The 24,758-nt window shown below is 73.6% G+C and carries 16 protein-coding genes; 6 read left to right on the plus strand and 10 right to left on the minus strand.

Annotation, left to right across the window (positions count from 1 at the left end; translation table 11 throughout):
- The 3 genes from BLS99_RS15045 to BLS99_RS15055 form a co-directional block, all read right to left on the minus strand.
- Positions 1-3,318, minus strand: a complete 3,318-nt coding sequence (locus BLS99_RS15045; protein WP_091051202.1) for a DUF4132 domain-containing protein — start codon at positions 3,316-3,318, stop codon at positions 1-3.
- 16 nt (positions 3,319-3,334) lie between these two features.
- Positions 3,335-6,655, minus strand: coding sequence for a DUF4132 domain-containing protein (locus tag BLS99_RS15050; protein WP_091051206.1), 3,321 nt, complete (start codon positions 6,653-6,655; stop codon positions 3,335-3,337).
- Positions 6,656-6,735: 80 nt separating this feature from the next.
- Positions 6,736-10,071: a DUF4132 domain-containing protein gene (locus BLS99_RS15055; RefSeq protein ID WP_143034822.1), complete on the minus strand. Its 3,336-nt coding sequence runs from the start codon at positions 10,069-10,071 to the stop codon at positions 6,736-6,738.
- 247 nt (positions 10,072-10,318) lie between these two features.
- On the opposite strand from BLS99_RS15055, the gene BLS99_RS15060 reads away from it, so the two are divergent.
- Both BLS99_RS15060 and BLS99_RS15065 read left to right on the plus strand, forming a co-directional pair.
- Entirely contained in the window at positions 10,319-11,464 is a 1,146-nt protein-coding gene (locus BLS99_RS15060; protein ID WP_143034825.1) for an L-talarate/galactarate dehydratase, read from the plus strand.
- A 90-nt stretch (positions 11,465-11,554) separates the two neighbouring features.
- The gene (locus tag BLS99_RS15065) at positions 11,555-12,319 is read left to right on the plus strand and encodes an IclR family transcriptional regulator (RefSeq protein ID WP_091051211.1); all 765 of its coding nucleotides are present in this window, start codon (positions 11,555-11,557) and stop codon (positions 12,317-12,319) included.
- Between the two features lie 24 nt (positions 12,320-12,343).
- Here BLS99_RS15065 and BLS99_RS15070 read toward each other — a convergent pair whose 3' ends face one another.
- From BLS99_RS15070 to kdgD, 6 genes are all read right to left on the minus strand, one after another.
- Entirely contained in the window at positions 12,344-13,855 is a 1,512-nt protein-coding gene (locus tag BLS99_RS15070; RefSeq protein ID WP_091051214.1) for a tripartite tricarboxylate transporter permease, read from the minus strand.
- Between the two features lie 18 nt (positions 13,856-13,873).
- A complete protein-coding gene (locus tag BLS99_RS15075) occupies positions 13,874-14,401 on the minus strand; it encodes a tripartite tricarboxylate transporter TctB family protein (protein ID WP_091051220.1) in 528 nt (175 codons plus the stop codon).
- A complete protein-coding gene (locus BLS99_RS15080) occupies positions 14,398-15,402 on the minus strand; it encodes a Bug family tripartite tricarboxylate transporter substrate binding protein (protein WP_176953370.1) in 1,005 nt (334 codons plus the stop codon). The genes BLS99_RS15075 and BLS99_RS15080 overlap by 4 nt, the downstream gene beginning before the upstream one ends.
- 65 nt (positions 15,403-15,467) lie before the next feature.
- The gene (locus tag BLS99_RS15085) at positions 15,468-16,784 is read right to left on the minus strand and encodes an enolase C-terminal domain-like protein (protein WP_091051227.1); all 1,317 of its coding nucleotides are present in this window, start codon (positions 16,782-16,784) and stop codon (positions 15,468-15,470) included.
- Positions 16,781-18,202 (minus strand): aldehyde dehydrogenase (NADP(+)), encoded by a 1,422-nt coding sequence (locus BLS99_RS15090; RefSeq protein WP_218126512.1) that lies wholly within the window; start codon positions 18,200-18,202, stop codon positions 16,781-16,783. The genes BLS99_RS15085 and BLS99_RS15090 overlap by 4 nt, the downstream gene beginning before the upstream one ends.
- A gap of 11 nt (positions 18,203-18,213) precedes the next feature.
- Complete coding sequence (gene kdgD, locus BLS99_RS15095; protein ID WP_091051234.1) at positions 18,214-19,128, minus strand: 5-dehydro-4-deoxyglucarate dehydratase; 915 nt, start codon at positions 19,126-19,128, stop codon at positions 18,214-18,216.
- Between the two features lie 100 nt (positions 19,129-19,228).
- Here kdgD and BLS99_RS15100 point away from each other — a divergent pair, with 100 nt between their 5' ends.
- The 3 genes from BLS99_RS15100 to BLS99_RS15110 all read left to right on the plus strand — a co-directional run bounded on the left by BLS99_RS15100 (position 19,229) and on the right by BLS99_RS15110 (position 21,404).
- Entirely contained in the window at positions 19,229-20,116 is an 888-nt protein-coding gene (locus tag BLS99_RS15100; RefSeq protein ID WP_091051237.1) for a LysR family transcriptional regulator, read from the plus strand.
- 121 nt (positions 20,117-20,237) lie between these two features.
- A complete protein-coding gene (locus BLS99_RS15105; RefSeq protein WP_091051240.1) occupies positions 20,238-20,615 on the plus strand; it encodes a DUF2784 domain-containing protein in 378 nt (125 codons plus the stop codon).
- A 72-nt stretch (positions 20,616-20,687) separates the two neighbouring features.
- Positions 20,688-21,404 carry a polyamine aminopropyltransferase gene (locus BLS99_RS15110; protein WP_091051243.1) on the plus strand — a complete coding sequence of 239 codons (717 nt, stop codon included), beginning with the start codon at positions 20,688-20,690 and terminating at the stop codon, positions 21,402-21,404.
- Between the two features lie 74 nt (positions 21,405-21,478).
- Here BLS99_RS15110 and BLS99_RS15115 read toward each other — a convergent pair whose 3' ends face one another.
- Positions 21,479-22,462: a heme o synthase gene (locus tag BLS99_RS15115; RefSeq protein WP_091051246.1), complete on the minus strand. Its 984-nt coding sequence runs from the start codon at positions 22,460-22,462 to the stop codon at positions 21,479-21,481.
- Positions 22,463-22,675: 213 nt separating this feature from the next.
- Between BLS99_RS15115 and tkt the strand changes: the two genes are divergently transcribed.
- Positions 22,676-24,754 carry a transketolase gene (tkt, locus tag BLS99_RS15120; RefSeq protein WP_218126513.1) on the plus strand — a complete coding sequence of 693 codons (2,079 nt, stop codon included), beginning with the start codon at positions 22,676-22,678 and terminating at the stop codon, positions 24,752-24,754.
- Positions 24,755-24,758 lie beyond the last annotated feature (4 nt).

The raw sequence follows: 24,758 nt of genomic DNA on the forward strand, positions 1-24,758 counted from the left end.
TCAGGACTTCGCGGTGACGCGGGTGAGCGCGGCGAGGACCTCGGAGGCGGTGACGGGGTCGATGTCCCTGGGGTGGTCGCCGTCCGCGGCGCGCCCGGCCCGGCTCCACCAGTAGACCTCGGTGGCGGAGAGGCGGACGCCTTCGAGGGTCTGGACCGGGTTCTCGGCGACCATGCCGACCCAGATGCCCGGGTCGAGGGCGACGGTGACGTACCCGCCGCCGGGCAGGGGGAAGTAGATCCCGGGCTCGACGCCGCCGTCCTCGGGCGAGGAGCGGTGCCAGCCGCGCGAGGTGAGCCCGAGGAGCTTGCCGACCTCGACCTTCGCGCCGTCGAAGCGGGCGAGGCTGCCGGTCTCCAGTTCCTCCGGGGTGAAGGCCATGACGGGGCGCGACAGCTGCTCGAAGGGCTGGAGGATCTCGTAGTCGGCGAAGAGCTCGGCCCATTCGGAGGCCATGTCCCCCATGCGGACCGGGTGGTCGAGGCGGATGACGGCGTCGTCGGGGAGGGTGAGCGCGTCGTCGCGGGCGTCGGTGTAGGTGCGGTCCTCGGCGACCCGGAAGGCGGTCCGGGACCCGGCGGACTCGGCGGACCAGACCAGGCGGCGCGAGAGGTGCCAGGTGAGGGGGTGGCGCACGTAGTAGCGCTCGAACTCGTCCTTGGTCCAGGTGCGGCCGTTGACCATCGCGGCCTCCAGGCGCTGCACCTGGTCGGCGGCGACGGTGCGCAGCTCCTTCTTGAGGATCGCGAAGCGCTTGTAGGCGGCGTCGGCGGTCTCGGGGTCGTCCTTGGCGCCGGGCTTGGGCAGGCTCTTGCGGGGCTTGCCGGTCTCGTCCTTGACGAAGGGCTTGAGCTGCTCGTCGAAGGCCACGGTGAACGAGCGGGGCCCGTAGTCGAGGACGAGCGTGCCGGTCTCGCCGAGGCCGAAGTCGGGGAGGAGGCGGTCGGCGAGCTGGTCCTGGGTGAGGCCGAGCCCGTCGGCGATGGCCGCGATCTGGACGCGGGCCTCCTCCTTGAGCGCCTTGAACTTCACCTTCTCGGCGATGCCCTGGATGGCGCGCAGGGCCTCCTCGGAGCCGATGGCGCCGAGCACGCCGAGGCCGTTGACGGCCCGCTTGTGCTGGGACTGGCCGGGCCATTCGCGGACGAGCGGGGCGAGGAGGCGCACGGTGGCGTCGTCGGCGAAGTGGGAGAGCTGCGTGAGCGCCCAGGAGTCCTTCGAGGGCGCGCTCATGGAGAGCCACAGGCGGAACAGGGCCCGGCTGAAGCGGGTGAGGGAGTCGCGGTCGAGGGCGTCGGCGGCCACGTCGAGCCCCGCGTACGGGTAGTCCGGAGTGGACAGTGCGAGGACGGTGACGAGGTGGCGCACCGAGTCGGCGGGGATCGCGCGGCCCTCGGTGGTGAGCACTTCGGGGAGCATCACGGGGTTGGCCCAGGCGCCGGGCTTGGGGAGCTTGACGCCGCGCGGCTCCAGCGGGTCGCCCGCGAGGAGGTCGGCGACGGCGGCCTCCGCCTCGGGGCCGTAGCGTCCGGCGGCGGCGGTGACGGCCTCGGTGCCGATGCGCAGCGCGATGTTCCACAGGGCCCCTTCGGCGTTGCCGCGGAGCTTCTTGTCGGCGCCGAGCGCGTCGGGGACGAGCAGGGCCGCGCCCTCGGCGCCGTGGCGCTCGAACCAGGCGACGGCGCCGACGCGGGCGCCCTTGAGGCGCGCGTACCAGTCGGCGGCGAGGCGGGCGGCCGCCGCGCTGCGGATCGGGACGATCGCCTCGTGGTAGGTCGGGTGCGAGCGGAGCGCGGTGACCACCTGGTCGGCGGCGAGGGGTCCGAAGCGGCTGACGATGACCTTGAGGTCGCTGGTGGTGTAGGGGCTGAAGGAGCCGTCCCACTTCGCGACCGCCCGGAGCGCGACCGAGGTCGGCGCGAACGTGGCCATGACCGAGTAGTCGTGGCGCCTCCCGCTGCTGGCGACGCCGCCGCGGGCGAGCATCTTCTCCCATTCCGCGTCGGTGAAGTTGCGGAAGTAGTCGTAGTCGGGCTTGGACCAGCGCTCAGACTCGCCGTCGGCCCAGACCACGGCCGGTCCGGCGTCGGCGGTGAGGTCGAGCGTGAGGGGCTTGCGCTTGGCGCCCTTGACGGTCCACGGCGGCGCGGTGAGGATCACCGGCAGGTCCGCGGGGTCGGCGGCCGGGGTCGTGGAGGGCGCGAGCAGGGCCTCGATCGCGGCGCGGCCGGCGGGGTCGAGGGCGTCGCGGTGCTCGGCGGGGATGTCGGCGGCGAGCGCGGCCAGGCGCGGCCGCAGTTCGGCGCCGATGGTGCCGGCCTCGACGGCGGCGGCGCGCAGGAGGCGGCGCGGGTAGCGCTTGGCGGCCTCGGTGGCGGCCTGGTACACGTGCTCCTCCCCCAGGGTCCCGACGAGCTGGGCGGCGGCCTCGTCGGTGGGCAGGAGCGCGACGGCGTCGAGGAGCAGGTGGCGGGCGTCGGTGGCGACCTGCTGGCGCAGGGTCGCGTTGAGGAACGGCAGGGCGGCGCCGCCGATGTGGTGCAGCACCGTGGCGAGGAGTTCGCGCTTGACCCACCAGTGCTCGATGCCCGAGAGCCCTGCGGCGGTGAGCAGTTCGGGCCGGTCGAGGGTGAGCCACAGGATGGAGTCGGCGTGGGACACGCCGACGGCCTTGTACTCGCGGCACGCCTCCTCGGCCCAGCCGAGCTCGTCGGGGAACAGGACCATGGCGATGAACCGGGCTTCGGGGGTGGTGCGGTGCGCCTCGACGGCGGCGACGGCGGCCTCGTAGTCGGTCGCGGCGGCGTGGGCGAGGAGCGCGCGGAGCGTCTCGACGCCGCGGTCGAGGTGGGTGCGGAGCGTGTGGAGTTCGCGGTGCTCGTAGCGGCGCACGGTGCAGTCGCGCATGGACTCGTTGTACTTGCGCCAGGAGGAGACGCCCAGGCGCGTGAGCGCGGCGACGGCCGCGAAGGGCAGGCCGTGCTCGAGGACCCAGGCGTCGAGTTCGGGGCGCAGCACCGACATCTGGCCGTTTCGTTCGCGGGCCCACATGACCGCCGAGACGATCGCGGCGCCTTCGGGGTCGGGCGCGCCGTCGAGGTGGCGCAGGGCCGCATCGGCGTACCGGGCGAGTTCGGGGCGCCCGAGCGCGTGGCGCAGGTCGTCCTCGTGGAGGGCGATGAGCCGCGCGGCCTCGGCGGGGCCGCCGGGGTCGAGCACGGCCGGCTCGCCGGGGTCGGTGCGGCGAGGCACGCGCACGGGCTGCCAGTTGGCGGGGAAGACGATGCGGTCCTCTTGGGAGGCGTGGTACTCGGTCATCGGTGGTCCTTCGGGATCAGGCGCGCACGAGGCGGGCGAGGGAGGCCAGGGCCTCGGCGGCGGGGACGGGGTCGAGGCGGGCGGTGATCGGGACGGGGTCGCCGCCGAAGCCCTCGTGGTCGTTGCAGCGCACGGAGACGACGGTCTGCCGCGGGTGCTCGGCGGCGTACCCGATCGCGATGCCGGGTTCGACGGTGAGGACGAGGAAGCAGCGGCTGGCGAGGAAGTAGGTGAAGCCGGGGACGAGGCCGCCGTCGCCGGGGTAGGCGCGGTGCCACCCGCGCTTGGCGAGGCCGAGGAGGCGGCCGGTCTCCACCGTCGCGCCTTCGAAGCGGGTCAGGACGCCGGTGGCGAGCTCCTCCTCGGTGAAGGCCATGACGGGCCGGGCGAGCTGGTCGAAGGGCTGGAGGATCTCGTAGTCGGCGAACAGCTCCGCCCACGCGGCGGCCTCGCCGCCCAGGAGTGCGGGGTGGGCGAGGCGGACCGCGGCCTCGTCGGGGAGGTCGAACGCGTCGTCGGCGGCGTCGCCGAAGGACCCGTCCTCGGCGATGCGGAACGCGGTGAACTGTCCCTTGTGGTCGGCGAGCCAGACGAGGCGGCGGGCGAGGATCCCGGTGAGGGCGTGCTCGACGCAGTAGCGGCGGAACTCGGCGGCGCCCCAGGTGCGGCCGCCGATCATGGCGCGTTCGAGGCGCTTGACCTGCTCCGCGGCAACGGACTTGAGCTCCTTGCGGAACGCGAGGAAGCGCCGGTAGGCGTCCTCGGCCACGGCGGGGTCGTCCTTCGCGCCGGGCTTGGGGAGGGTCTTGCGGGCCTTGCCGGACTCGTCGATCACGAAGGGCCGCAGCGCCTCGTCGAAGCCGACCGTGAACCGGCGGGTGCCGTAGTCGACGGTCCGCGCCCCTTCCTCGCCGAGGCCGAAGTCGGGGACGACGCGGTCGGCGAGCTGTTCCTGGGTGAGGCCGAGTTCTGCGGCGATGCGCTCGATCTGGACGCCGGCCTCCAGGCCCAGCGCCTCGAACCGGACCGTCGCGGCGGTGGTCTGGATGGCGCGCAGGGCCTCCTCGGAGCCGATCGCGCCGAGCACCTTGAGGGCGGCGACGGCCCGGCGGTGCTGGCCCTCGCCGGGCCACTCCCGCAGGCGGGGCGCGAGCATCCACACGGTCTCGTCCTCGGCGAAGTGCGCGAGCTGCGTGAGCGCCCACTGGTCCTTCGCGGGCGCGCCGACGGCGAGCCACTGCTCGAAGACGGCGCGGCCGAAACGCGCGAGCGAGGCCCGGTCGCAGGTCTCGGCGACCACGTCGAGCCCGGCGTACGGCTGGTCGGGGGCGGCGAGCGCGAGGACGGTGAGGAGGTGGCGCACGGACGCCTCGGGGAGCGCGCGGTCGCGTCCTTTGAGGAGGACCTGCGGGAACATCACCGGTGCGGCCCACGGGCCGGGCTTGGGGACCTTCGCGCCGCGCGGATCGAGCGGGTCGAGCGCGAAGAGCGCCGCGACGCCCGCGACCGCTTCGGGCCCGTAGGGCTCGGCCGCGGCGATGACGGCGTCGTCGCCGTGGACGGCGGCGAGGTGGTACAGCGCGGCCTCGGCGGCCTGGCGGTTCCCGCGGTCGGCGCCGAGGGCGTCGGGGACGAGGACAGTGGCGGCGGCGAGGCCGTGCCGCTCGAACCACTGGGCGGCGGCGGCGCGTTCGGTCTTGCGCCGCGCGAAGCGGCCCGCGACCCACCTGGCGGCCTCGGCGCTGAACACGGGCATGAGGTGGTCGTCGAAGCCCCAGCGCTCGGCGAGCAGGAGGGCGGGTGCGATCGCGGCGGTGCCGTGGCGGTGGAGGATCGCCTCCACGTCGCCGGGGTAGGACTGGTCGGCGAGCGCGGCCCAGTCGGGGAACGCCTTGTGGGCCATGCCGTCGGGGCCGTAGGCGGCGACCATGGCGAGGCGGTGGTCGTACACCCCGGGGGTGCGGGCGGCCATGAACCGGTACCAGGAGGCGAGCTGCGCGGCGTCGTTCCCGTAGCGGTCGAGGAAGTACCGCGAGCGCTCGGCCTCCTCCTCGCTCCACACCAGACGGGGACCGCCGATCGGTTCGAGGTCGAGGACCACCGGCTTTGGCCTGCGGCGCTTGACGGTCCACGGCGGGGCAGTGAGGAGCGCGGGGAGTTCGGCCGGGTCGGCGTCGGGCGCGGTCCGCCGCAGGTCGGCGAGGCCCGCGATCGCCTCGCGCAGGTCGGCGGGGTGGCCGTCGAGGGGCCCGGCCTCGGCGGCGACCGCGGTGAGGGGGCCGAGCCGCTCCGGCGGGGCCCCGGCGGCCGCGGCGGCGACGGCGCGCAGGAGGGGTCCGGGGTGGCGGCGGGCGGACTCGACCGCGCCGTCGAAGACGTACGGCTCGTCGAGCCGCGCGACGAGGGCCGCGGCGGGCGCGTCGCCGGGGAGCAGCGCGACGGCCCTGATGAGGGTCCTGCGGTCGGCGGCGCCGACGGCGTAGCGCGAGTCGAGGGTGGCGAGCAGGATCGGCAGGCTCGCGGCGCCGACCGAGTCGATGAGGGCGGCGACGTGCTCCGTCTCGAGTTCGTAGGTGGTCATCTCGGTCAGCCCGGCGGCCGCGAGGTGGGCGGCGTCGCCGGCGGCGTGGTACAGGATGCGGTCGTCGGTCGCGCCGCCGCGGTGGGGGCGGAACTCGGTGCAGCTCTGGAGGACCCAGTCGTGCTCGGTGGGGAGCAGGAGTGCGGCGGCGAGGCGCTTGACGGGGTCGTCGCGGTGCGCGGCGGCGGCCGCGACGACGGCGCCGTACTCCTCGTCGGAGGCCGCGGCGAGCGCGGCGCGGACCTCGGCGGTGAAGCCGTTGTCGAGGTCGCGGTCGAGGTTGCGCAGGTCGCGGGTGGTGGCGGTGGTGAGCCGGAGGTGCCAGTGCGGGGGCCGGGTGCCGTCGGGGTGCCAGCTGTGGTCGACCTGGAGGGCGTACCGCTCGATGAGGGTGCCGACCGCCCACGGGAGGCCGTGCGCCGTGCGCCAGGCGTCGAATTCGAGGCGGGTCCACCAGCCGGCGGTGTGCGGGCCCGCGTACCGCAGCAGCTCGCCGACGGCGGCGGCGCCGAGGGCGTCGGGCTCGCCGGCGGTGAACGCCTCGATGGCCGCGCGGTGGCGCCGGTTCCGCTTCATGACCAGGAGCTGCGCGAGGAGGTCCGCGTGGACCTCCAGCTGCTCGGCGAGGAGGTCGGGGGCGTCGGGGTCGGTCGCGGGCGCGGTCCCGGGGCGCTTCCCTCGGCGCGGGAGGAGCTTCGCGGCCCAGGCCGCCGGGAGGTCGAGGCGGTCCTCTTGCGGCGCGGCGTGTTCGGTCATGAGGCGTCTTTCCAGGGTGGGAGGGTGCCGCCCCGAGGATACGACCCCGGGGCGACGCCCTCCGCGACGAGTGGGACGGGTCAGGAGCGGCCGGTGAGGCGCGACAGCGAGCCGAGGACCTCGGCGGCGGCGACCGCGCCGACGTCCTTGGGGAACTTGCGGTCCGCGGTGTCCTTCGCGGCGGACCACCAGTACTGCTCGTGGTCGCTCAGGCGCACGTCCTGCACGGTCTGCTGCGGGGTCTCGCTGATGGCGCCCACGTAGATGCCGGGGTCGAGCGAGACGGTGACGAAGCCGCCGCCCGGAAGGCGGTAGGCGATGCCCGGCTCGACGCCGGCGTCCTCGGGCGCGGCCCGCTGCCAGCCGCGCTTGACCATGCCGAGGACGCGGCCGGGCTCCACTGTGGCCCCTTCGAAGCGGGTGAGGCGGCCGGTGGCCAGCTCCTCCTCGGTGAAGGCCAGCACGGGGCGGTCGAGCTGGTCGAAGGGCTGGAGGATCTCGTAGTCGGCGAGGATCTCGGCCCACGCGGCGACCTCGTCGCCCAGGAGGGCGGGGTGGGCGACGCTCACCGCGGCGTCCTCGGGGAGGTCGAACGCCTCGTCCTCGACGTCGCTGAAGGAGCCGTCCTCGGCGATGCGGAACCCGGAGCGGTCGTCGCCGACCGCGGCGGTCCACACGAGGCGGCGCGCGAGGTGCTTGGTGAGCGCGTGGTCCACGAAGAACCGCCGGAACTCCGCGGCCGACCAGGTGCGGCTGCCGGTCATGGCCGCTTCGAGGCGGAGGATCTGGTCGGCCGCGACGGCGCGCAGCTCCTTCTTGAGCGCGGTGAAGCGCTGGTAGGCGGCGCCGGCGAGGTCGGCGTCGTCCTTCGCGCCGGGCTTGGGCAGGACCTTGCGGGGCTTGCCGGCCTCGTCGACGACGAAGGGCTTCAGGGCCTCGTCGAAGCCGACGGTGAAGGTGCGCGGGCCGTAGTCGAGGACGAGCGCGGCGTCCTCGCCGAGCCCGAAGTCGGGCACGAGACGGTCGGCGAGTTGGTCGCGGGTGAGGCCGAGCTCGGCGGCGATGTGCGCGATCTGCCGGTTCGCCTCCTCCTTGAGCGCCTTGAACTTCACGCGGTCGGCGATGACCTGGATGGCGCGCAGGGCCTCCTCGGATCCGATGGCGCCGAGCACGGCCAGGCCGTTGACGGCCCGCTTGTGCTGGGACTGGCCGGGCCATTCGCGGATGAGCGGGGCGAGCATCCACACCGTCTCGTCCTCGGCGAAGTGCCCGAGCTGCGTGAGCGCCCACGAGTCCTTCGCGGGCGCGCCCACCGAGATCCACAGCTGGAACAGGGCGCGGGCGAAGCGGGTGAGCGAGGCCCGGTCGCAGGCGTCGGCGACGACGTCGAGGCCCGGGTAGGGGTACTCGGGGCTCGCCAGCGCCACGACGGTGAGGAGGTGGCCGACGGATTCGGCCGGGAGGGCGCGCTCGCCGCCCTTGAGGAGGACCTGCGGGAGCAGGGCCGGGGAGGCCCAGGCGCCGGGCTTGGGGACCTTGACGCCGCGGGGCTCCAGCGGGTCGCCCGAGAGCAGGTCGGCGATGGCGGCGGTCGCTTCGGGGCCGTAGGTCTCGGCTCGGGCCGCAACGGCTTCGGGGCCGTGGCGCAGGGAGAGGTGGAGGAGTGCGGTCTCGGCGTACTGGCGGCGCTTCTTGTCGGCGCCGAGGGCGTCGGGGACGAGGTAGGGGACGGCGTCGAGGCCGTGGCGCTCGAACCACTTGGCGGCGGAGACGCGGGCGGACTTGAGCCGGTCGAGGCGTTCGGCGGCGAGGCGGGCGGCGCGCAGGTTGAGGACGGGGCCGGGGAGGCGCTGGAAGGTGTGGTCGCGTTCGGCGGAGCCGAGGGCGCGGTCGGCGGCGCGTTCGCCGTAGCGGGCGAAGATGCGCAGGACGGTGTACTCGTAGCCGGAGTAGCCGTGCTCGATCCACTGGTCGAGGAAGCGCTCGGCCTTGGCGGGGTCGCCGTAGGCGAGGAAGGACTCCATGCGCCAGTCGAAGGAGTCGAGCTTGGCGTCGGGGTCCTCCAGGTCCTTCCAGTAGCTCTCGTCGTCCATGGCCCAGGGCTCGGTGAGGCCGGCCCACTCCTCCTGCTCGTTCCGGGCCCAGCGCAGGTGGAGGTCGGCGGGGGCCTGGAGGCCGTCGATGACGACGGGGGTGCGCTTGGCGCGCTTGGCCTTCCACGGCGGGGTGACCAGGAGGGCGGGCAGGTCGGCGGGGTCGGCCTCGGGGGCGCGGCCGCTGCCGGCGAGGAGGGTGTCGAAGACCGCGCGGTCGGCCTCGGCGAGGCGGTCGCGCTCGGCCTCGGGGATGAGGCCGCCGACGGCGCTGAGGCGGAAGCGGGCGTCGCCGGTGGTGCTCGCGGCGAGCTTGACGAGGTGGCGCAGGGCGCGCTGGGGGAAGCGCTGGACGGCGTCGGCGGCGGACTCGAAGACGTGGGGCTCGCCGAGCTGCTTGAGCAGCAGGGCCATGGCCTCGTCGGTGGGGACGGCGGCGACGCCCTTGTAGAGGAGCTTCTTGAAGTCGACCGGGAGGTGCCCGGACTGGGTGAGCGGGGCGGTGAGGAGCGGGAGGGCGTCGGCGCCGAGGTTGGCGAGGAGGGCCGCGAGGGAGCCGGCGTCGGTGTAGTACTCGTTCAGGGAGCCGATCCCGGCGGCGTCGAGCTGGTCGGCGCTGCTGATGGAGTGCAGGAACAGGCGGTCGGACCAGCCGTAGGAGCGGACCTGCGCGTACTCGGGCGCGGCCTCGTCGACCCAGGCGGTCTCGTCGGGGAGCAGGACGGCGGCGGTGATGCGGCGCATGGGGGTGGTGCGCTGGGGGCCGGTGAGGGCGACGGCCTCGGCGTAGTCGGCGTCGGAGAGGTCGGCGATGAGGGAGCGCACGGCGCCGACGCCGCCCTGGTCGTACTCGTGGAGGATCAGGCTGTGGTACTCGACGGTGTTCTCCACGACGGTGCGTTGCTCGTAGCCGCTGCCGGAGGACGAGTCGTGGCGGAGCGCGAGCCGGACGACGGCCGCGGCGACGGCGAAGGGGGCGCCGTGCCACTGGACCCAGGCGTCGAACTCGGGGCGGAGCCAGGACTCGTCGCGGCGGGCGTGGGGGTCGCACATGAGCGCGGCGGCGACGGCGGCGCCGTGTGGGTCGGGCTTCCCGGCGAGGTACGCCTCGACCGCGTCGGCGTGCTCGGCGTTGTCCTCGCGGGCCAGGGCGAGGCGCAGCTTCTCGGTGCGGGCCTCCAGCTTCCGCTGGAGGCGCTCGCCCGCCTCGGCGTCCAGTGCGACCGGTTTGCCGCTGCGCCGCCCCCGCCGCGACAGCGCCCGGGAGGCCCACGCGGTCGGCAGGATCAACTGGTCTTCTTGGGGTGCAACGTGATCGGTCATGTCCGTCCTTCGTGCCGCAGGGGTTCAGTGCCCCGAGACTAGGGGCCCGGTGCGACATCCGGTCTCGAACACCGGGCCTTGTGCCCGGCGGGCGGGTGGCCTATGCTCAGGGTGTCCCATTCATCGGCATTGAGTCCCATTCATCGGGACTATTGAGCTCCGGGAGGACCCCTTGGCCGAATCGACGTTCCTCGACTTCACCAGCGCCACCGAGACGAGCGCCGCGAACGAGCGGCACTTCAGCGCGCTGGAGCGCGGTGAGGCGAGCACCGACCGGATCGCGTCGGTGCGGATCTCGCACACGGTGCTGCCGCTCAAGGGCGCGATCAGCGACGCCAAGGTGCTCACCGGCCGCCAGAAGCCGCTGACCGAGGTCCCGTTCCTGTTCGCGGAGATCACGACCGAGGCCGGGCTCGAAGGGATCGGCTTCAGCTACTCCAAGCGCAAGGGCGGCGACGGCCAGTTCGCGCACGCCCGCGAGATCGCCGCCGACCTCATCGGCGAGGACCCCAGCGACATCCAGCGGATCTGGACGAAGCTGGTCTGGGCCGGCGCCTCGGTCGGCCGCAGCGGGCTCGCCGTGCAGGCGGTCGCGGCCTTCGACATCGCCCTGTGGGACCTCAAGGCCAAGCGCGCGGGCCTGCCGCTCGCGAAGCTCCTGGGCGCGCACCGCGACTCGGTCGCCTGCTACAACACCTCCGGCGGGTTCCTGTCCTCGTCCGTCGAGGAGGTCGTCGCGAACGCCCGCCAGACCGCGGCCGACGGCATCGGCGGCGTCAAGATCAAAGTGGGCCAGCCGGACACGCGCATCGACCTGAAGCGGGTCGCGGCGGTCAAGGAGGCGCTGGGCGAGGAGACCGCGCTCATGGTCGACGCGAACCAGCAGTGGAACCGCGGCACCGCCGTCCGCATGGGCCGCGCGCTGGAGGAGTTCGACCTGGCGTGGATCGAGGAGCCCCTGGACGCCTACGACGCCGAGGGCCACGCCGACCTCGCCCGCGAGCTCGCGACCCCGATCGCCACCGGCGAGATGCTCACCAGCGTCGCCGAGCACGTGGAGCTCATCCGCCACCGCAGCGTCGACTTCATCCAGCCCGACGCCCCGCGCGTCGGCGGCATCACGCCGTTTCTGAAGATCATGGCGCTCGCCGGGCACGCGAACCTGCGCATGGCCCCGCACTACGTCATGGAGCTGCACCTGCACCTGGCCGCCGCCTACGAGCACGACCCGTGGGTGGAGCACTTCGACTGGCTGGAGCCGCTGTTCAACGAGCGCCTGGAGACCCGCGGCGGGCGCATGATCGTCCCGGCCCGTCCGGGCATCGGGGTGAGCCTCAGCGACGCGGCCCGCGGCTGGACCACGGCCTCGGAGCGGTTCGGCTCCGGCGCCTGACGGAGGGCCCGGCGCGCGGCGCCGGGCCCCGTTTACGCTTGTGGACACCCGGCGCGCGTCGCGCCGCCACGGACTGCGAAGGACCACGCCATGCCGCGCGCGCAGGCGCCCCCGAAAGGCTCGCTCGACCGGGCCCTGGAGATCTTCGACGTGCTCACCGCGCGCGGCACGGCCACCACGGCCGAGCTCGTGGCCGCGGTCGGCGCCAGCCGCAGCGCGGTCTACCGGCTCGTCGAGCGGCTCCAGGCCGCCGAGTACCTGACCGCCGCCGACGGGCGGTGGCGGCTCGGGCCCGCCGCCGCGCGCATGGCCATGGCCGCGGTGCAGCACATGGACGTCTTCGCCGCCGCGCCCCCGCTGCTGCGCGACCTCGCGGCCGGGACCGGCGAGACGGTCAACCTCGGGGTGCTCAGCGGCGACGAGATCGTGTTCGTGTTCCGGGAGCTGGGCCGCCACGCCGTGCAGGTGCGGTCCGAGCTGGGGGCGCGAAGGCCCTTGCACGCCACCGCGGTCGGCAAGGCGTACCTGTCCGGGCTCGCCCCCGACCGGTGCGACGCGCTCATCGCGGGCCTGCGATTGGAGCGGTTCACCGACGCGACGATCACCGACCCCGACGCGCTGCGCGCGGAGATCGCGGCGACGCGGCGGCGCGGCTGGTCCGAGGAGCGCGGCGAGTTCGACGCCGGCAGCACCTGCTTCGGCGCGCCCGTATTCGAGCAGAGCGGCGAGGTGGCCGCCGCCGTGAGCGTCGCCGGACCGACCGCGCGGATCGCGGACGCGGCCTTCGGGCCGCTCGCGGCCGAGGCCGCCGGGACGGTGTCCCGCCGGCTCGGCTACGTGCGGCCCGAAGGCTGACATCACTCCCCTACCGCCGCAAGGTCATTCCGCCGTGACCCGCGCTGCGGCCGCCGACTGGCGGGCGCGCACGCCCCGCAGGAGCGGGACGACCACCACGGTGAGCACCAGGACCGCGACGAGCACGCCGGAGACCGGGCGCTGCACGAACTCGGTGACGTCGCCGCCGAAGAGCCGCATCGAGCGCCGGAACGACGCCTCCAGGAGCGAGCCGAGCACGAACGCGAGCACGAACGGCCCCGGCTCGAACCCGAGCTTGCGCATCCCGTAGCCGAGCAGGCCCAGGCCCACGACCAGAAGCATGTCGAAGGCGTTGTTGCGGATCGAGTAGACGCCGAGCATCGTGATGACCACCGTCAGGGGCGCCAGGACGCCGGGGCGGACCTTGAGCATCCGCACGAACACCCCGATGAGCGGGATGCTCAGCGCCAGCAGGAGCAGGTTCCCCACGTACATCGAGTTGACGACGCCCCAGAACACGTCCGGGTGGTCGTTCATCAGTCCCGGGCCCGGCGTGATGCCCTGGAGCATCAGGGCGCCGAACAGGACCGCCATGGTCGCGTTCGCCGGGATGCCCAGCGTCAGCAGCGGGATGAACGAGGAGGTCGCGGCCGCGTTGTTCGCCGACTCCGGCCCGGCGACGCCTTCGATGGCGCCCTTGCCGAACCGCGACGGGTCCTTCGCGACCCGCTTCTCCACGGCGTACGACACCAGCGACGACATGGTCGCGCCCCCGCCCGGCAGGATGCCGAGCACGAAGCCCGTCACCGAGCCGCGCAGGATCGCCATGCGCGAGCGCAGCCAGTGCATCCGGCCCGGGATCGCCCGCCCGAAGGCGGGCACCCGCGGCTGCGGCCGGTCGCGGTGCTCCAGGTTGTACAGGATCTCCCCGACCCCGAAGAGCCCCATGGCGACGATGGTGAAGTCGATGCCGTCGGCGAGCTGGTCGGTGCCGAACGTGAACCGCGGTGTGCCCAGGAGCGGGTCGAGCCCGACCGTGGCGATGAGCAGCCCGAGGGCCGCCGCCGCGGCGCTCTTCCACAGCGAACCCGACCCGAGGGTGCCGACCAGGAAGATCCCGATGAGCGCCAGCACCGTGTACTCGGCCGGCCCGAACGCCAGCGCGACCCCCGCGAGGGCGGGCGCGATGAACGTCAGGAGCAGGATCGAGGCGGTGCCGCCGATGAATGAGGCGATCGCGGCGACCCCGAGCGCGGGCCCGGCCTCGCCGCGGCGCGCCAGCGCGTGCCCGTCCAGAGCGGTGACCACTGTGGAGGCTTCGCCGGGCATGCGCAGCAGCACCGAGGTGATGGTGCCGCCGTACTGGGCGCCGTAGAAGATCCCCGCGAGCATGATGACCGCGGCGGTGGGTTCGAGGCTGTACGTGATCGGCAGCAGGATCGCGATCGTGGCGGCCGGGCCGAGGCCCGGGAGCACGCCGATGAGCATCCCCACGGTGACGCCGATGAGGCAGAACAGGAGGTTCTGCGGCTCGAACGCCACCGCGAAGCCCGAGAGCACGGAAGAGAAGTCCATGGTGGAGTCCTCCCGGCCCTAGAGGGCGATGAGGTGCGGCAGCGGCACACCGAGGCCGAGGATGAACAGGGCGTACGCGGCCGCCGTGGCGACCACCGCGATGACGGCGCTCGACGGCCACGACTCGCGGCCCAGGAACCGCAGCCACGCGAACAGCAGCAGCAGCGTGGGCGCCTCGAAGCCGACGACCTCGAACAGCGAGGCGTAGACGGCGAGGGCCCCTGCGGCGCACAGGACGGCGGTCGTGCCGCGCGTGAACGCCTCGGTCCCGTTGGGCGCGTGGGCCTTCGCGGTGGCGGCCACGACGGTGATGCCGACGCCGCAGGCCACGAGGAGCCCGGCCACGATGAGCGGCCACAGCCCCGGGCCGGGGTCGGTCAGGCTGCCGATCCGCAGCCCGAACGCGAGCCAGGCCGCGAACGCGCCGATCGCGACCGGCAGCGCGCCGGCCACGACGGCCTGCACGCGCCCGCCGGGGCGCGCCTCCTCGAAGGTTTCCTCCTGGGGCGCTTCAGATGCGGGTTCGGCCATGACCGCCCCGCTCATGACCCGTCACCGAGCTGGAGTCCCGCGTCCTCGGCGAGCGCCGCGTACTGCTCGGCGGCCTCCGACAGGTGGGCCTTCGCCTCGAGGTTGTCGACCTCCCAGCGGTCCATGTAGTTGTCCTGGAGGAACTGGCCGTACTCCGGGGACTCCTTGGCGTCCTCGAAGGCCAGCGAGAGCACCCCGGCGACCTCGTCGTCCACCGCGGCGGGGGCGACGACGAAGCGGCGCTGGTCGACCACGACGTCGTACCCGGCCTCCATCGCGGTCGGGACGTCGTTGAGGAACGGGCTGCGCTCCTCGGAGAACACGGCGATGGCGCGCAGCTCCCCGGCCTCGATCTGCGGCATGGTCTCCGCCAGGGACGCCGACACCGCGTCGACCTCCTGGCCGAGCAGCGCGGTGACCGCGGAGGCGCCGCCGTCGAACGGGACGTCCGTGGCGTCGACGCCCGCGCCCACGAACAGGAGCTGCGCCGAGAGCTGCGAGCCGGTGCCGACGCCGGTGGTCGCGTAGTTGACCGCGGAGGCGGCGAGCAGGTCGTCGAGGGTCCGGTACGCCGAGTCGGCGTGGACGACGAGGACGTACGCCTCGTTGGTGAGGGTGGTGATGATGCGGAAGTCCTCGATCACGACGGCGTCGGGGTCCTCGACCGCGAGCGGCGTGATGGCGAAGAGGGACTTGACGGCCAGGGAGATCGTGTAGCCGTCGGCGTCGCCGGCCAGCAGCTCCTTGAGGCCGACGGCGCCGTTCGCGCCGGGCTTGTTGGTGACGGGCAGGGACTCGCCCAGGGGCTCCTCGGCGGCCTTGGCGAGCGCGCGGCTGACCAGGTCGCCCGACCCGCCCGGGTCGAAGGGGACCCAGAAATCGACGGCTCTGGTGGGGAAGTCCGCCGCGGCGGCGTCGGCGCCGCCTTGGACGCCGTTGCAGGCGGTCAGGGCGGCCACGGGGGTCGCGGCGATGCCGGCGAGCACGCCGCGGCGGGTGAAGGGGCGGGGGTTCATCTGTCGACTCCTCATTGAGCGTTGCTGGTTCCTCGGGCGCGGGGCCCGGGTCGTAGGGACGGGTGTCAGCCCAGGCAGGGGCGTTTCGGGTCGAAGGCCCAGCCGGGGGCGAGGTACTGCATGGCCGCGGCGTCGTCGCGCGCGCCGAGGCCGTGCTCCAGATACAGGTCGTGCGCCGCCTCGACCTGGTCGAGGTCGAGGTCGACGCCGAGTCCGGGCGCGGTCGGCACGGCGATCTCGCCGTCGCGGATCTGCAAGGGCGCCTTGGTGAGGCGCTGGCCGTCCTGCCAGATCCAGTGGGTGTCGATCGCGGTGATCGCGCCCGGGGCGGCCGCGGCGGCGTGGGTGAACATCGCCAGCGACACGTCGAAGTGGTTGTTGGAGTGGGAGCCCCAGGTGAGGCCCCACGCGTCGCAGAGCTGGGCGACCCGCACGGCGCCGGACAGGGTCCAGAAGTGCGGGTCGGCGAGGGGGATGTCGAGGGCGCCGGCGCGCACGGCGTGGCCGAGTTCGCGCCAGTCGCAGGCGATCATGTTGGTGGCCGTGGGCATCCCGGTGGCGCGGCGGAACTCGGCCATCACCTCGCGGCCGGAGTAGCCGTGCTCGGCGCCGCAGGGGTCCTCGGCGTAGGCGAGGACGCCGTCGAGGCCGCGGCACAGGTCGACGGCCTCCCGGAGGGACCAGGCGCCGTTGGGGTCCAGGGTGATCCGGGCGTCGGGGAAGCGCTCGGCGAGCGCGGTGACGGCGGCGGCCTCCTCGGGGCCGGGCAGGACGCCGCCCTTGAGTTTGAAGTCGCGGAAGCCGTAGCGGTCGCGGGCGGCCTCGGCGAGGGCGACGACCGCCTCGGGGGTGAGGGCCTCCTCGTCGCGCAGGCGGAGCCACGCGTCGCCGGTGCCGTCGGCGCGGTACGGGAGGTCGGTCCGGTCCTTGTCGCCGATGTAGAAGAGGTAGCCGAGGACGGGGACGCGGTCGCGCTGGACGCCGTCGCCGAGGAGGGCGGCGGCGGGCACGCCGAGGTGCTTGCCGAGGAGGTCGAGGAGCGCGGCTTCGAGGGCGGTGCGGGCGTGGACCTCCACGCGCTGGTCGAAGGTCTGGCGTCCGCGTCCGGCGGCGTCGCGGTCGGCGAAGCGGCGCCGGACCTCGTTCAGGACCGCGTTCCAGGTGCCGATGGGGCGGCCGACGACGAGGTCGCGGGCGTCGTCGAGGGTGGCGGCGATGGCCTGCCCGCCGGGGACCTCGCCGACGCCGGTGGCGCCGGAGTCGTCGGTGAGGATCACGAGGTTGCGGGTGAAGAAGGGCGCGTGGGCGCCGGAGAGGTTGAGCAGCATGGAGTCGCGCCCGGCGACGGGCACGACGCGGAGGCCGGTGACGACGGGGGTCATGCGCGCTTCAGCTCCCGGGGCAGGAGGTCGTCGGGGAGGTCCTGGTAGGCGACGGGGCGCAGGAACCGGTCGATCGCGAGGGTGCCGACGGAGGTGGTGCGGGCGTCGCTGGTGGCGGGGAAGGGCCCGCCGTGGACGGTGGCGGGGCCGACCTCGACGCCGGTGGGCCAGCCGCCGTGGACGATGCGCCCGGCGAGCAGTTCGAGGCGCGGGAGGAGTCGCGCGGCCTCGCCGAGGTCGCCGGGTCCGGTGTGGAGGGTGGCGGTGAGCTGGCCTTCGAGGACGTCGACGAGGCGGTGGGTCTCGGCCTCGTCGGCGGCGGTGACGATGAGGGAGGTCGCGCCGAAGACCTCGTCGCGCAGGGCGGGTTCGGCGAGGAACGCGGCGGCGTCGGCGCGGTAGAGCGCGGGCGCGGGCGCGCCGGTCCCCCGGGCGAGGAGTTCGACGCCGGGGACGGCGGCGAGGCGGTCGCGGCCGGCCTCGTAGGCGGCGCGGATGCCGTCGGTGAGCATCGGCTGCGCGGCGGTCGCGCCGAACGCGGCCGCGGCGGTCTCCAGGAACGCGTCGAGTCCGGTGCCGTTGCGGGCGAACACGAGTCCGGGGTTGGTGCAGAACTGGCCGGAGCCCAGGACCGCGGAGGCGGCGAAGCCGCGGGCGAGGTCCCCGGGGGCGTCGGCGAGCGCGCCGGGCAGGAGGAACACCGGGTTGACGCTCGACATCTCGGCGTACACGGGGATCGGCACGGGCCGGGCGGCGGCGGTCGACGCGATGGCGAGTCCGGCGGCGCGGGAGCCGGTGAAGGCGACGGCCGCGACCCCGGGGTGGGCGACGAGCGCTTGGCCGAGGGTGCGGCCGGGGCCGAAGAGGAGCGTGAAGGTCCCGGCGGGCAGGCCCAGGGCGGCCAGCGCGTCGGTGACGACGCCGCCGACGAGCCGGGACGTGTCGGGATGGGCCTCATGGGCTTTGACGATCACGGGGGCGCCGGCGGCGAGCGCGGCGGCGGTGTCGCCTCCGGCCGCGGAGAACGCGAGCGGGAAGTTGCTGGCGCCGAAGACGGCGACGGGCCCGAGGGGGATGTGGCGCAGCCGCAGGTCCGGGCGCGGCAGGGGCTCGCGGGCGGGGTCGCCGGGCGCGATGCGGGGGCGGTTCCATCCGGGCGTGTCGAGGAGGGCCGCGAACATGCGGAGCTGGCCGCAGGTGCGGTCGCGTTCGGAGCGGGCGCGGGCGAGCGGGAGGCGCGTCTCGCGGTGGACGGTGGCGGCGAGGTCGTCGCCCAGGGCCTCGATCCCGTCGGCGATCGCGCGCAGCAGCCCGGCGCGGGTGCGCGGTTCGGTCTCGCGGTAGGCGCCGAACGCGGCGGTCGCGGCGGCGACGGCGGTGTCGACCTCGGGGAATGCGCTCTTTTCACCGGTGCTCATTTGACCGCCGCTCATTTGACCTGCTCCACGAGCGCCGCGAGCGCGGCGAACTCGTCCTCGCGCAGTTCGGTGAGCGGCGGGCGCACCGGCCCGGCGGGGCGCCCGGCGGCGCGCATGCCGGCCTTGACGATCGAGACGGCGTACCCCTTGCCGCGGTTGCGGATGTCGAGGTAGGGCAGGACGAACTCGCGCAGGCGCCGGTAGACCTCGTCGGCGTTCCGGGCGCGCACGTCCTCGTAGAAGGCCAGCGCGAACTCGGGGACGAAGTTGAAGATCGCCGAGGAGTAGGTGGTGACCCCGAGCTGGAGGTACGGGAGCGCGAAGGTCTCGGCGGTCGGGAGGCCGCCGATGTAGAGGAGGCGGTCGGCGAGGGTCGCGTAGAGGCGGGTCATGAACTCGATGTCGCCCACGCCGTCCTTGAAACCCACGAGGTTCGGGCAGGCGTCGGCGAGGCGTTCGACCGTGGACACGTCGTAGCTGGCGTTCGCGCGGTGGTAGACGACCACGCCGAGCCCGGTCGCGTCGCAGACGGCCTTCGCGTGGGCGAGCAGGCCGTCCTGGCCGACCTCGGTGAGGTAGGGCGGGAACAGCAGGATCGCGTCGGCGCCGGCGGCCTCGGCGTCGCGGGCGGCGGCCACGGCCTGGGCGGTGCCGAGCCCGGCGGGGGCCACGATCGGGACGGCCCCGGCCGACTCGTCCACGGCGGCCCGCACGATCCGCGCGGTCTCCTCGGGCGTGAGCGAGAAGAACTCCCCCGTGCCCCCGGCGGCGAAGAGCCCCGCGGCCGGGTGGGACGCCAGGCGGGCGAGGTGCCCCCGGTACCCCTCCTCGTCGAACGACAGGTCGTCGCGGAAGTGCGTGACCGGGAAGGACAGCAGGCCCGAGCCGAGCGCGGCCTGGATCTCCGCGGGGGCGAATCGTGTCATTCGGGGGGAACTCCTGTGGTCGTAGGGATGGACAGTACCCTAGGAGCCTTGACCGATACCCGTCCAACACCGTTTGGACATGAGCCGATACCTTGAAGGTATGAGCGATGGCGGATACACCCTCGACCAGTTGCGCGGCTTCGTCGCGGTGGCCGAGGAGGGGCACTTCGGGCGGGCCGCGGCCCGCCTCCACATGACGCAGCCGCCGCTGAGCCGCCAGGTGCAGCGCCTGGAGCGGGCCGTCGGGTTCGCGCTGTTCACCCGCAGCCAGACCGGCGCCGAGCCGACCCCGGCCGGGCGCGTGTTCCTCGACGAGGCCCGGCGGCTCCTCACCGCCGCCGACGTCGCGCCGCTGCGCGCCCGCCGCGTCGCGGCCGGGACGGCGGGCACGATCCGCATCGGCTTCACCGCGGTCTCGGCGCTCACGGTGCTCGGCGAGTGGATCAAGACCGCCGCCGCCGAACTCCCCGAGGTCGACCTGGTCCTCAGCGAGATGGTCACCCACGCGCAGCTCGACGCGCTCCTCGCCGGGGAGCTCGAAGTGGGCCTGGTCCGGCAGGTCCCCCGCTCGGAGATCCTCGACTCGCGCCTGGTCGCCACCGACTCGCTGGTCCTGGCCGCCCCGCGGGGCCACGCGCTCACCCGCCTGGAGAAGTGGCCGTCCCTCGCCGACATCGGCGAGCACGACGTGGTGACCTACTCCCCCTCCGAGGCGTGGTACTTCTACGAGCTCGTGGTCGCCGCATTCCAGCACGCCCGCGTGAAGCCCCGGTACGTGCAGCACATCAGCCAGGTCCACACCGTCGCCGCGGTCGTCAACGCCGGGCTCGGCGTGGCCCTCGTCCCCAGCTCGGCCATCGCGCTCGGCCTCCCGAACCTGGTGTTCCGCGAGATCGCGGACATGCCGCGCGACACCGTCGAGCTCTTCTGCACCTGGCGGACCACCCACGACAACCCGGCCCTGGCGGCGCTCCTCGACCGGGTCTGACCGATGCGGACGGTGGTGTGGGAACGGGCGCGCGGGGAATCCTCGGGAGTGGCGCCGGACCGGTACCCATGGGACCATGGGGGAACGGGGCCGTAGCCGACGCTGCACACGGAGTCACCGCATGGTCTACCGCATCCTGGCCGACATCACGATGACCGTCCACTTCCTGTTCCTGGCGTACGTGGTCCTGGGCGGGTTCATCGCGTGGCGCTGGCCGCGGACCTGGTTCGTCCACGCCGCGGTCGCGGTCTACGGGACCTTCAACGGCATCCTCCGCTTCGTCTGCCCGCTCACCCCGCTCGAACACGGGCTGCGCCTGCGGGCAGGCCAGGCCGGTCTCGAACCCGCCGGCTTCGTCGACACCTACCTCAACGACGTCGTCTACCCCACCGAGCTGTGGCCCGAGGTCCAGCTGTGCGCGGCCGCGGTGGTCGCGGCCTCCTGGATCGGCCTGGCGGTGCGGCTGCGGCGCAAGCGCACGGCGGACGTGGCGCCGTAGCGGATCCTGCCGTCCGGTGCCGGCCGCCGACCCGCGCGGAACGCGAGGACCGGCACAGGGTTCGATTGCCCGATGAGCATTCGATTCGAGGTCCTGGACTCGCGCCCCTCGCCCATGGGGGAGATCAGCCTGCGCCGCCGGTACGACGAGGAGGCGCGGAGCGAGGTCTACGAGGTCAAGCTGGGCGAGGAGTACCTCATGTCGAGCCTGTTCCCCGTCGCCGAGATCGAGCTCGCCCGGCTCGGCCTGGCGCGGACCCCGGGCACCGGCCTCGACGTCGTTGTGGGCGGCCTCGGCCTCGGCTACACCGCCCAGGCGGCCCTGGAGGACACCCGCCTCAAGACGCTCACGGTGGTCGAGTACTCCGAGGCGGTCATCGACTGGCACCGCGAGGACCTGGTCCCCGACACCGAGGGCCTGGCCGCCGACCCGCGCGTGCACCTGCTCCGCAGCGACTTCTTCGCCGCCGCCATGGGCGACGCGAGCTTCCACCCCGACGAGCCCGGCCGCCGCTACGACGCGGTCCTCCTCGACATCGACCACACCCCCCGGCACGTGCTCCACGAGCCGCACACCGCCTTCTACACCGTCGAGGGCCTGCGCGGCGTGGCCGCCAAACTCCACGAGGGCGGCTGCTTCGCCATGTGGTCCGACGACCCCGCCGACGACGACTTCATGACCACCCTCGCCCAGGTCTTCGACGACGTCGAGAACCGCGAGATCTGGTTCGACAACCCCTACACCGGAGGCCAGTCCTCCAACTCCGTCTACCTCGCCACCAGGCGCTAGAACGGCAAGGGCGGGGCGATCCGATGGATCGCCCCGCCCGTTCGCGCACGACTGCGCTACATGATGAACCTGCGCTACATGATGAAGGAGTCGACCGCCAGGGCCAGGAAGAGGAGGGTCAGGTAGCTGGTGGACCAGTGGAAGAGGCGCATCGGCTTGGGGTCCTCGCCGCGGTTGACGCGGCCGAGGAGTTTGTGGCACTCCCAGACGAACAGGGCGCCGGTCACGAGGGCGACGGCGCCGTAGAGCCAGGTCGCGCCGAGCGGGACGGCCACGAGGGAGACGGCGAGCATCGCCCAGCCGTAGACGACCGACTCGACCGCCACGCGCTTGGCGGGGGCCACGACCGGGAGCATCGGGATGCCCGCGGCGGCGTAGTCGTCCTTGAACTTCATCGCCAGCACGTAGAAGTGCGGGGGCTGCCACAGGAACACCACCGCGAACAGCACCCACGCCATCCACGACATGTGCCCGGTGACCGCGGCCCAGCCGATGAGCACGGGGGCCGCGCCGCACGCGCCGCCCCACACCGTGTTGTACGGCGTGGTCCGCTTGAGCCAGATCGTGTAGACCACGTCGTAGTAGACGATCGCGCCGAAGGTGAGGAGCGCGGCGAGCCAGTTGACGAGCAGGCCCATCCCGAGCACCGCGATCGCGCCGATGACGAGCCCGAAGACCAGGGCGTTGCGCGGCGGGATCTGGTGCTTGGCGAGCGGGCGCCGCGAGGTGCGGGCCATGAGCTGGTCGATGTCGCGGTCGATGTAGCAGTTGATCGCGTTCGCCGACCCGGCGGCGAGCGCGCCGCCGATGAGGGTCGCGAGGACCGCGGTGAGCGAGGGCAGCGCGTCGTACTCCATCCGCGCGGCGACGAGCATCGCCGGGATGGTGGTGATGAGCAGCAGCTCCACGATGCGGGGCTTCGTCAGCGAGACGTAAGCGCCGATGCGGGCGCGCCAGCCCGGCCGGACCGCTTCGGCGGCGGCGGGGTCGGGCAGTTCGATGCGCTTGCGGGCGGGCCGGGGGTGGTCGGCGACGGCCTGGGTCGGGTCCTCGTTCATCACCGCCCACAGTACGGGCGGTGCGATCGCCTCCCGGCCGCGGGTCGGGGGCCCCTAGCAGGCGCTTTCCAATGCGAGACTTGCTCGTGGGCGGGTTCACAACGCGCGGAATTCCGCCTCCCGAGAGACTGCGCATAAAGTTCACCACGTGTAGGTAGGGTCAGAAGGCACACGTCGCAGGCCCAAATAAGACGAGTACCAAGGAGTATCGCAGTGGCACAGTTCGAGTGGACCGAGCTCGACCGGAAAGCGGTCGACACGGCGCGGCTGCTCGCCGCCGACGCGGTCGAGAAGGCGGGCAACGGGCACCCCGGCACCGCCATGAGCCTCGCCCCGGTCGCGCACACGTTGTTCCAGAAGGTCATGCGCCACGACCCGAGCGACCCGCACTGGGAGGGCCGCGACCGGTTCGTGCTCTCGTGCGGCCACTCCAGCCTGACGCTGTACGTCCAGCTCTACCTCTCCGGGTACGGCCTGGAGCTGGAGGACCTGAAGAGCCTGCGCCAGTGGGGCTCCCTGACCCCGGGCCACCCCGAGGTGGGCCACACCGCGGGCGTCGAGACCACCACCGGTCCGCTCGGCCAGGGCCTGGCCACCGCGGTCGGCATGGCGATGGCGGCCCGCCGCGAGCGCGGCCTGTTCGACCCCGAGCCCGCCCCGGGCGAGAGCCTGTTCGACCACTTCGTGTACGTCCTGGCCTCCGACGGCGACATCGAGGAGGGCGTGACGCACGAGGCGTCCGCCATCGCGGGCGTCCAGGAGCTGGGCAACCTGGTCCTGATCTACGACGACAACGAGATCTCGATCGAGGACGACACGAAGATCGCCCTCGGCGAGGACGTCGCCAAGCGCTACGAGGCGTACGGCTGGCACGTGCAGGACGTGGACTGGCGCCACGGCGACGAGTACAAGGAGGACCCCAAGGCCCTCTTCCACGCCATCGAGAAGGCCAAGGCCGTCACCGACAAGCCCTCCCTGATCCGCCTGAAGACGATCATCGGCTGGCCCGCCCCCAAGAAGCAGAACTCCTACGCCGCCCACGGCTCGGCCCTGGGCGCCGACGAGATCGCCGCGACCAAGGAGATCCTCGGCTTCCCCGCCGGCGAGTCCTTCTACGTCGCCGACGAGGTCCTGGCCCACACCCGCGGCGCCGTCGAGCGCGGCCGCGAGCACCACTCCGCGTGGCGCGCCGACTTCAACGACTGGGCCGCCGAGCACCCCGAGCACAAGGCCCTCCACGACCGCCTGTGGGCCGGGGAGTTCCCCGAGGGCTTCGCCGACGCGTTCCCCGAGTTCGAGCCGTCCGCCAAGGGCGTCGCCACCCGCTCGGCCTCCGGCAAGGTCCTCTCGGCGCTCGCGCCGGTCCTCCCCGAGCTGTGGGGCGGCTCCGCCGACCTCGCCGGCTCGAACAACACCACGATGGACGGCGAGCCGTCGTTCCTGCCCCTGTCGCGCCAGACCAAGGCGTACCCGGGCAACCCGTACGGCCGCACCCTCCACTTCGGCATCCGCGAGTTCGCGATGGGCGCGATCCTCAACGGCATCAAGCTCCACGGCCCGACCCGCCCGTACGGCGGCACGTTCCTCGTGTTCTCCGACTACATGCGCGGCGCGGTGCGCCTGGCGGCCCTCATGAAGACCCCGGTCGTCTACGTGTGGACGCACGACTCGATCGGCCTCGGCGAGGACGGCCCGACCCACCAGCCGGTCGAGCACCTCGCCGCCCTGCGCGCGATCCCGGGCCTGGACGTCGTCCGCCCCGGCGACGCGAACGAGACCGCCGTGGTCTGGAAGACCCTGCTCCAGAAGGCCGACCGCCCGGTCGCGCTGGCCCTGACCCGCCAGAACATCCCGGTGTGGGACCGCACCGAGTTCGCCTCGGCCGAAGGCGCCGCGAAGGGCGCGTACACGCTGCTCGACACCGACGGCACCCCCGACGTGATCCTGCTCGGCTCCGGCTCCGAGGTCCAGCTCGCGGTGAAGGCCGCCGAGACCCTCGCGGGCGAGGGCGTCAAGGCCCGCGTCGTCTCCGTCCCCTCCATCGAGTGGTTCGAGGAGCAGGACGAGGACTACAAGGAGTCCGTGCTGCCGCGCGCCGTCAAGGCCCGCGTCTCGGTCGAGGCCGGCATCGCCCTGTCCTGGCGCGGCCTGGTGGGTGACGCGGGAGTCAGCGTCTCCCTGGAACACTTCGGTGCGTCCGCGCCGTTCGAGAAGTTGTACGAGGAGTTCGGGATCACCGCCGCCGCCGTGGCGGACGCGGCCCGCGCCTCCATCAAAAAGACGCAGCAGTAAGAGC

The organism is Glycomyces sambucus, from assembly GCF_900102815.1.
Lineage (GTDB): Bacteria > Actinomycetota > Actinomycetes > Mycobacteriales > Micromonosporaceae > Glycomyces > Glycomyces sambucus.

Coding starts and splice junctions, on each gene's coding strand:
- kdgD (WP_091051234.1), bottom strand. CDS start 19,128: ATGACACGATTCGCCCCCGCGGAGATCCAGGCCGCGCTCGGCTCGGGC.
- BLS99_RS15065 (WP_091051211.1), top strand. CDS start 11,555: ATGCCGCGCGCGCAGGCGCCCCCGAAAGGCTCGCTCGACCGGGCCCTG.
- BLS99_RS15055 (WP_143034822.1), bottom strand. CDS start 10,071: ATGACCGATCACGTTGCACCCCAAGAAGACCAGTTGATCCTGCCGACC.
- BLS99_RS15070 (WP_091051214.1), bottom strand. CDS start 13,855: ATGGACTTCTCTTCCGTGCTCTCGGGCTTCGCGGTGGCGTTCGAGCCG.
- BLS99_RS15075 (WP_091051220.1), bottom strand. CDS start 14,401: ATGAGCGGGGCGGTCATGGCCGAACCCGCATCTGAAGCGCCCCAGGAG.
- BLS99_RS15105 (WP_091051240.1), top strand. CDS start 20,238: ATGGTCTACCGCATCCTGGCCGACATCACGATGACCGTCCACTTCCTG.
- BLS99_RS15110 (WP_091051243.1), top strand. CDS start 20,688: ATGAGCATTCGATTCGAGGTCCTGGACTCGCGCCCCTCGCCCATGGGG.
- BLS99_RS15080 (WP_176953370.1), bottom strand. CDS start 15,402: ATGAACCCCCGCCCCTTCACCCGCCGCGGCGTGCTCGCCGGCATCGCC.
- BLS99_RS15090 (WP_218126512.1), bottom strand. CDS start 18,202: ATGAGCACCGGTGAAAAGAGCGCATTCCCCGAGGTCGACACCGCCGTC.
- BLS99_RS15115 (WP_091051246.1), bottom strand. CDS start 22,462: ATGAACGAGGACCCGACCCAGGCCGTCGCCGACCACCCCCGGCCCGCC.
- BLS99_RS15050 (WP_091051206.1), bottom strand. CDS start 6,655: ATGACCGAACACGCCGCGCCGCAAGAGGACCGCCTCGACCTCCCGGCG.
- BLS99_RS15085 (WP_091051227.1), bottom strand. CDS start 16,784: ATGACCCCCGTCGTCACCGGCCTCCGCGTCGTGCCCGTCGCCGGGCGC.
- BLS99_RS15045 (WP_091051202.1), bottom strand. CDS start 3,318: ATGACCGAGTACCACGCCTCCCAAGAGGACCGCATCGTCTTCCCCGCC.
- BLS99_RS15100 (WP_091051237.1), top strand. CDS start 19,229: ATGAGCGATGGCGGATACACCCTCGACCAGTTGCGCGGCTTCGTCGCG.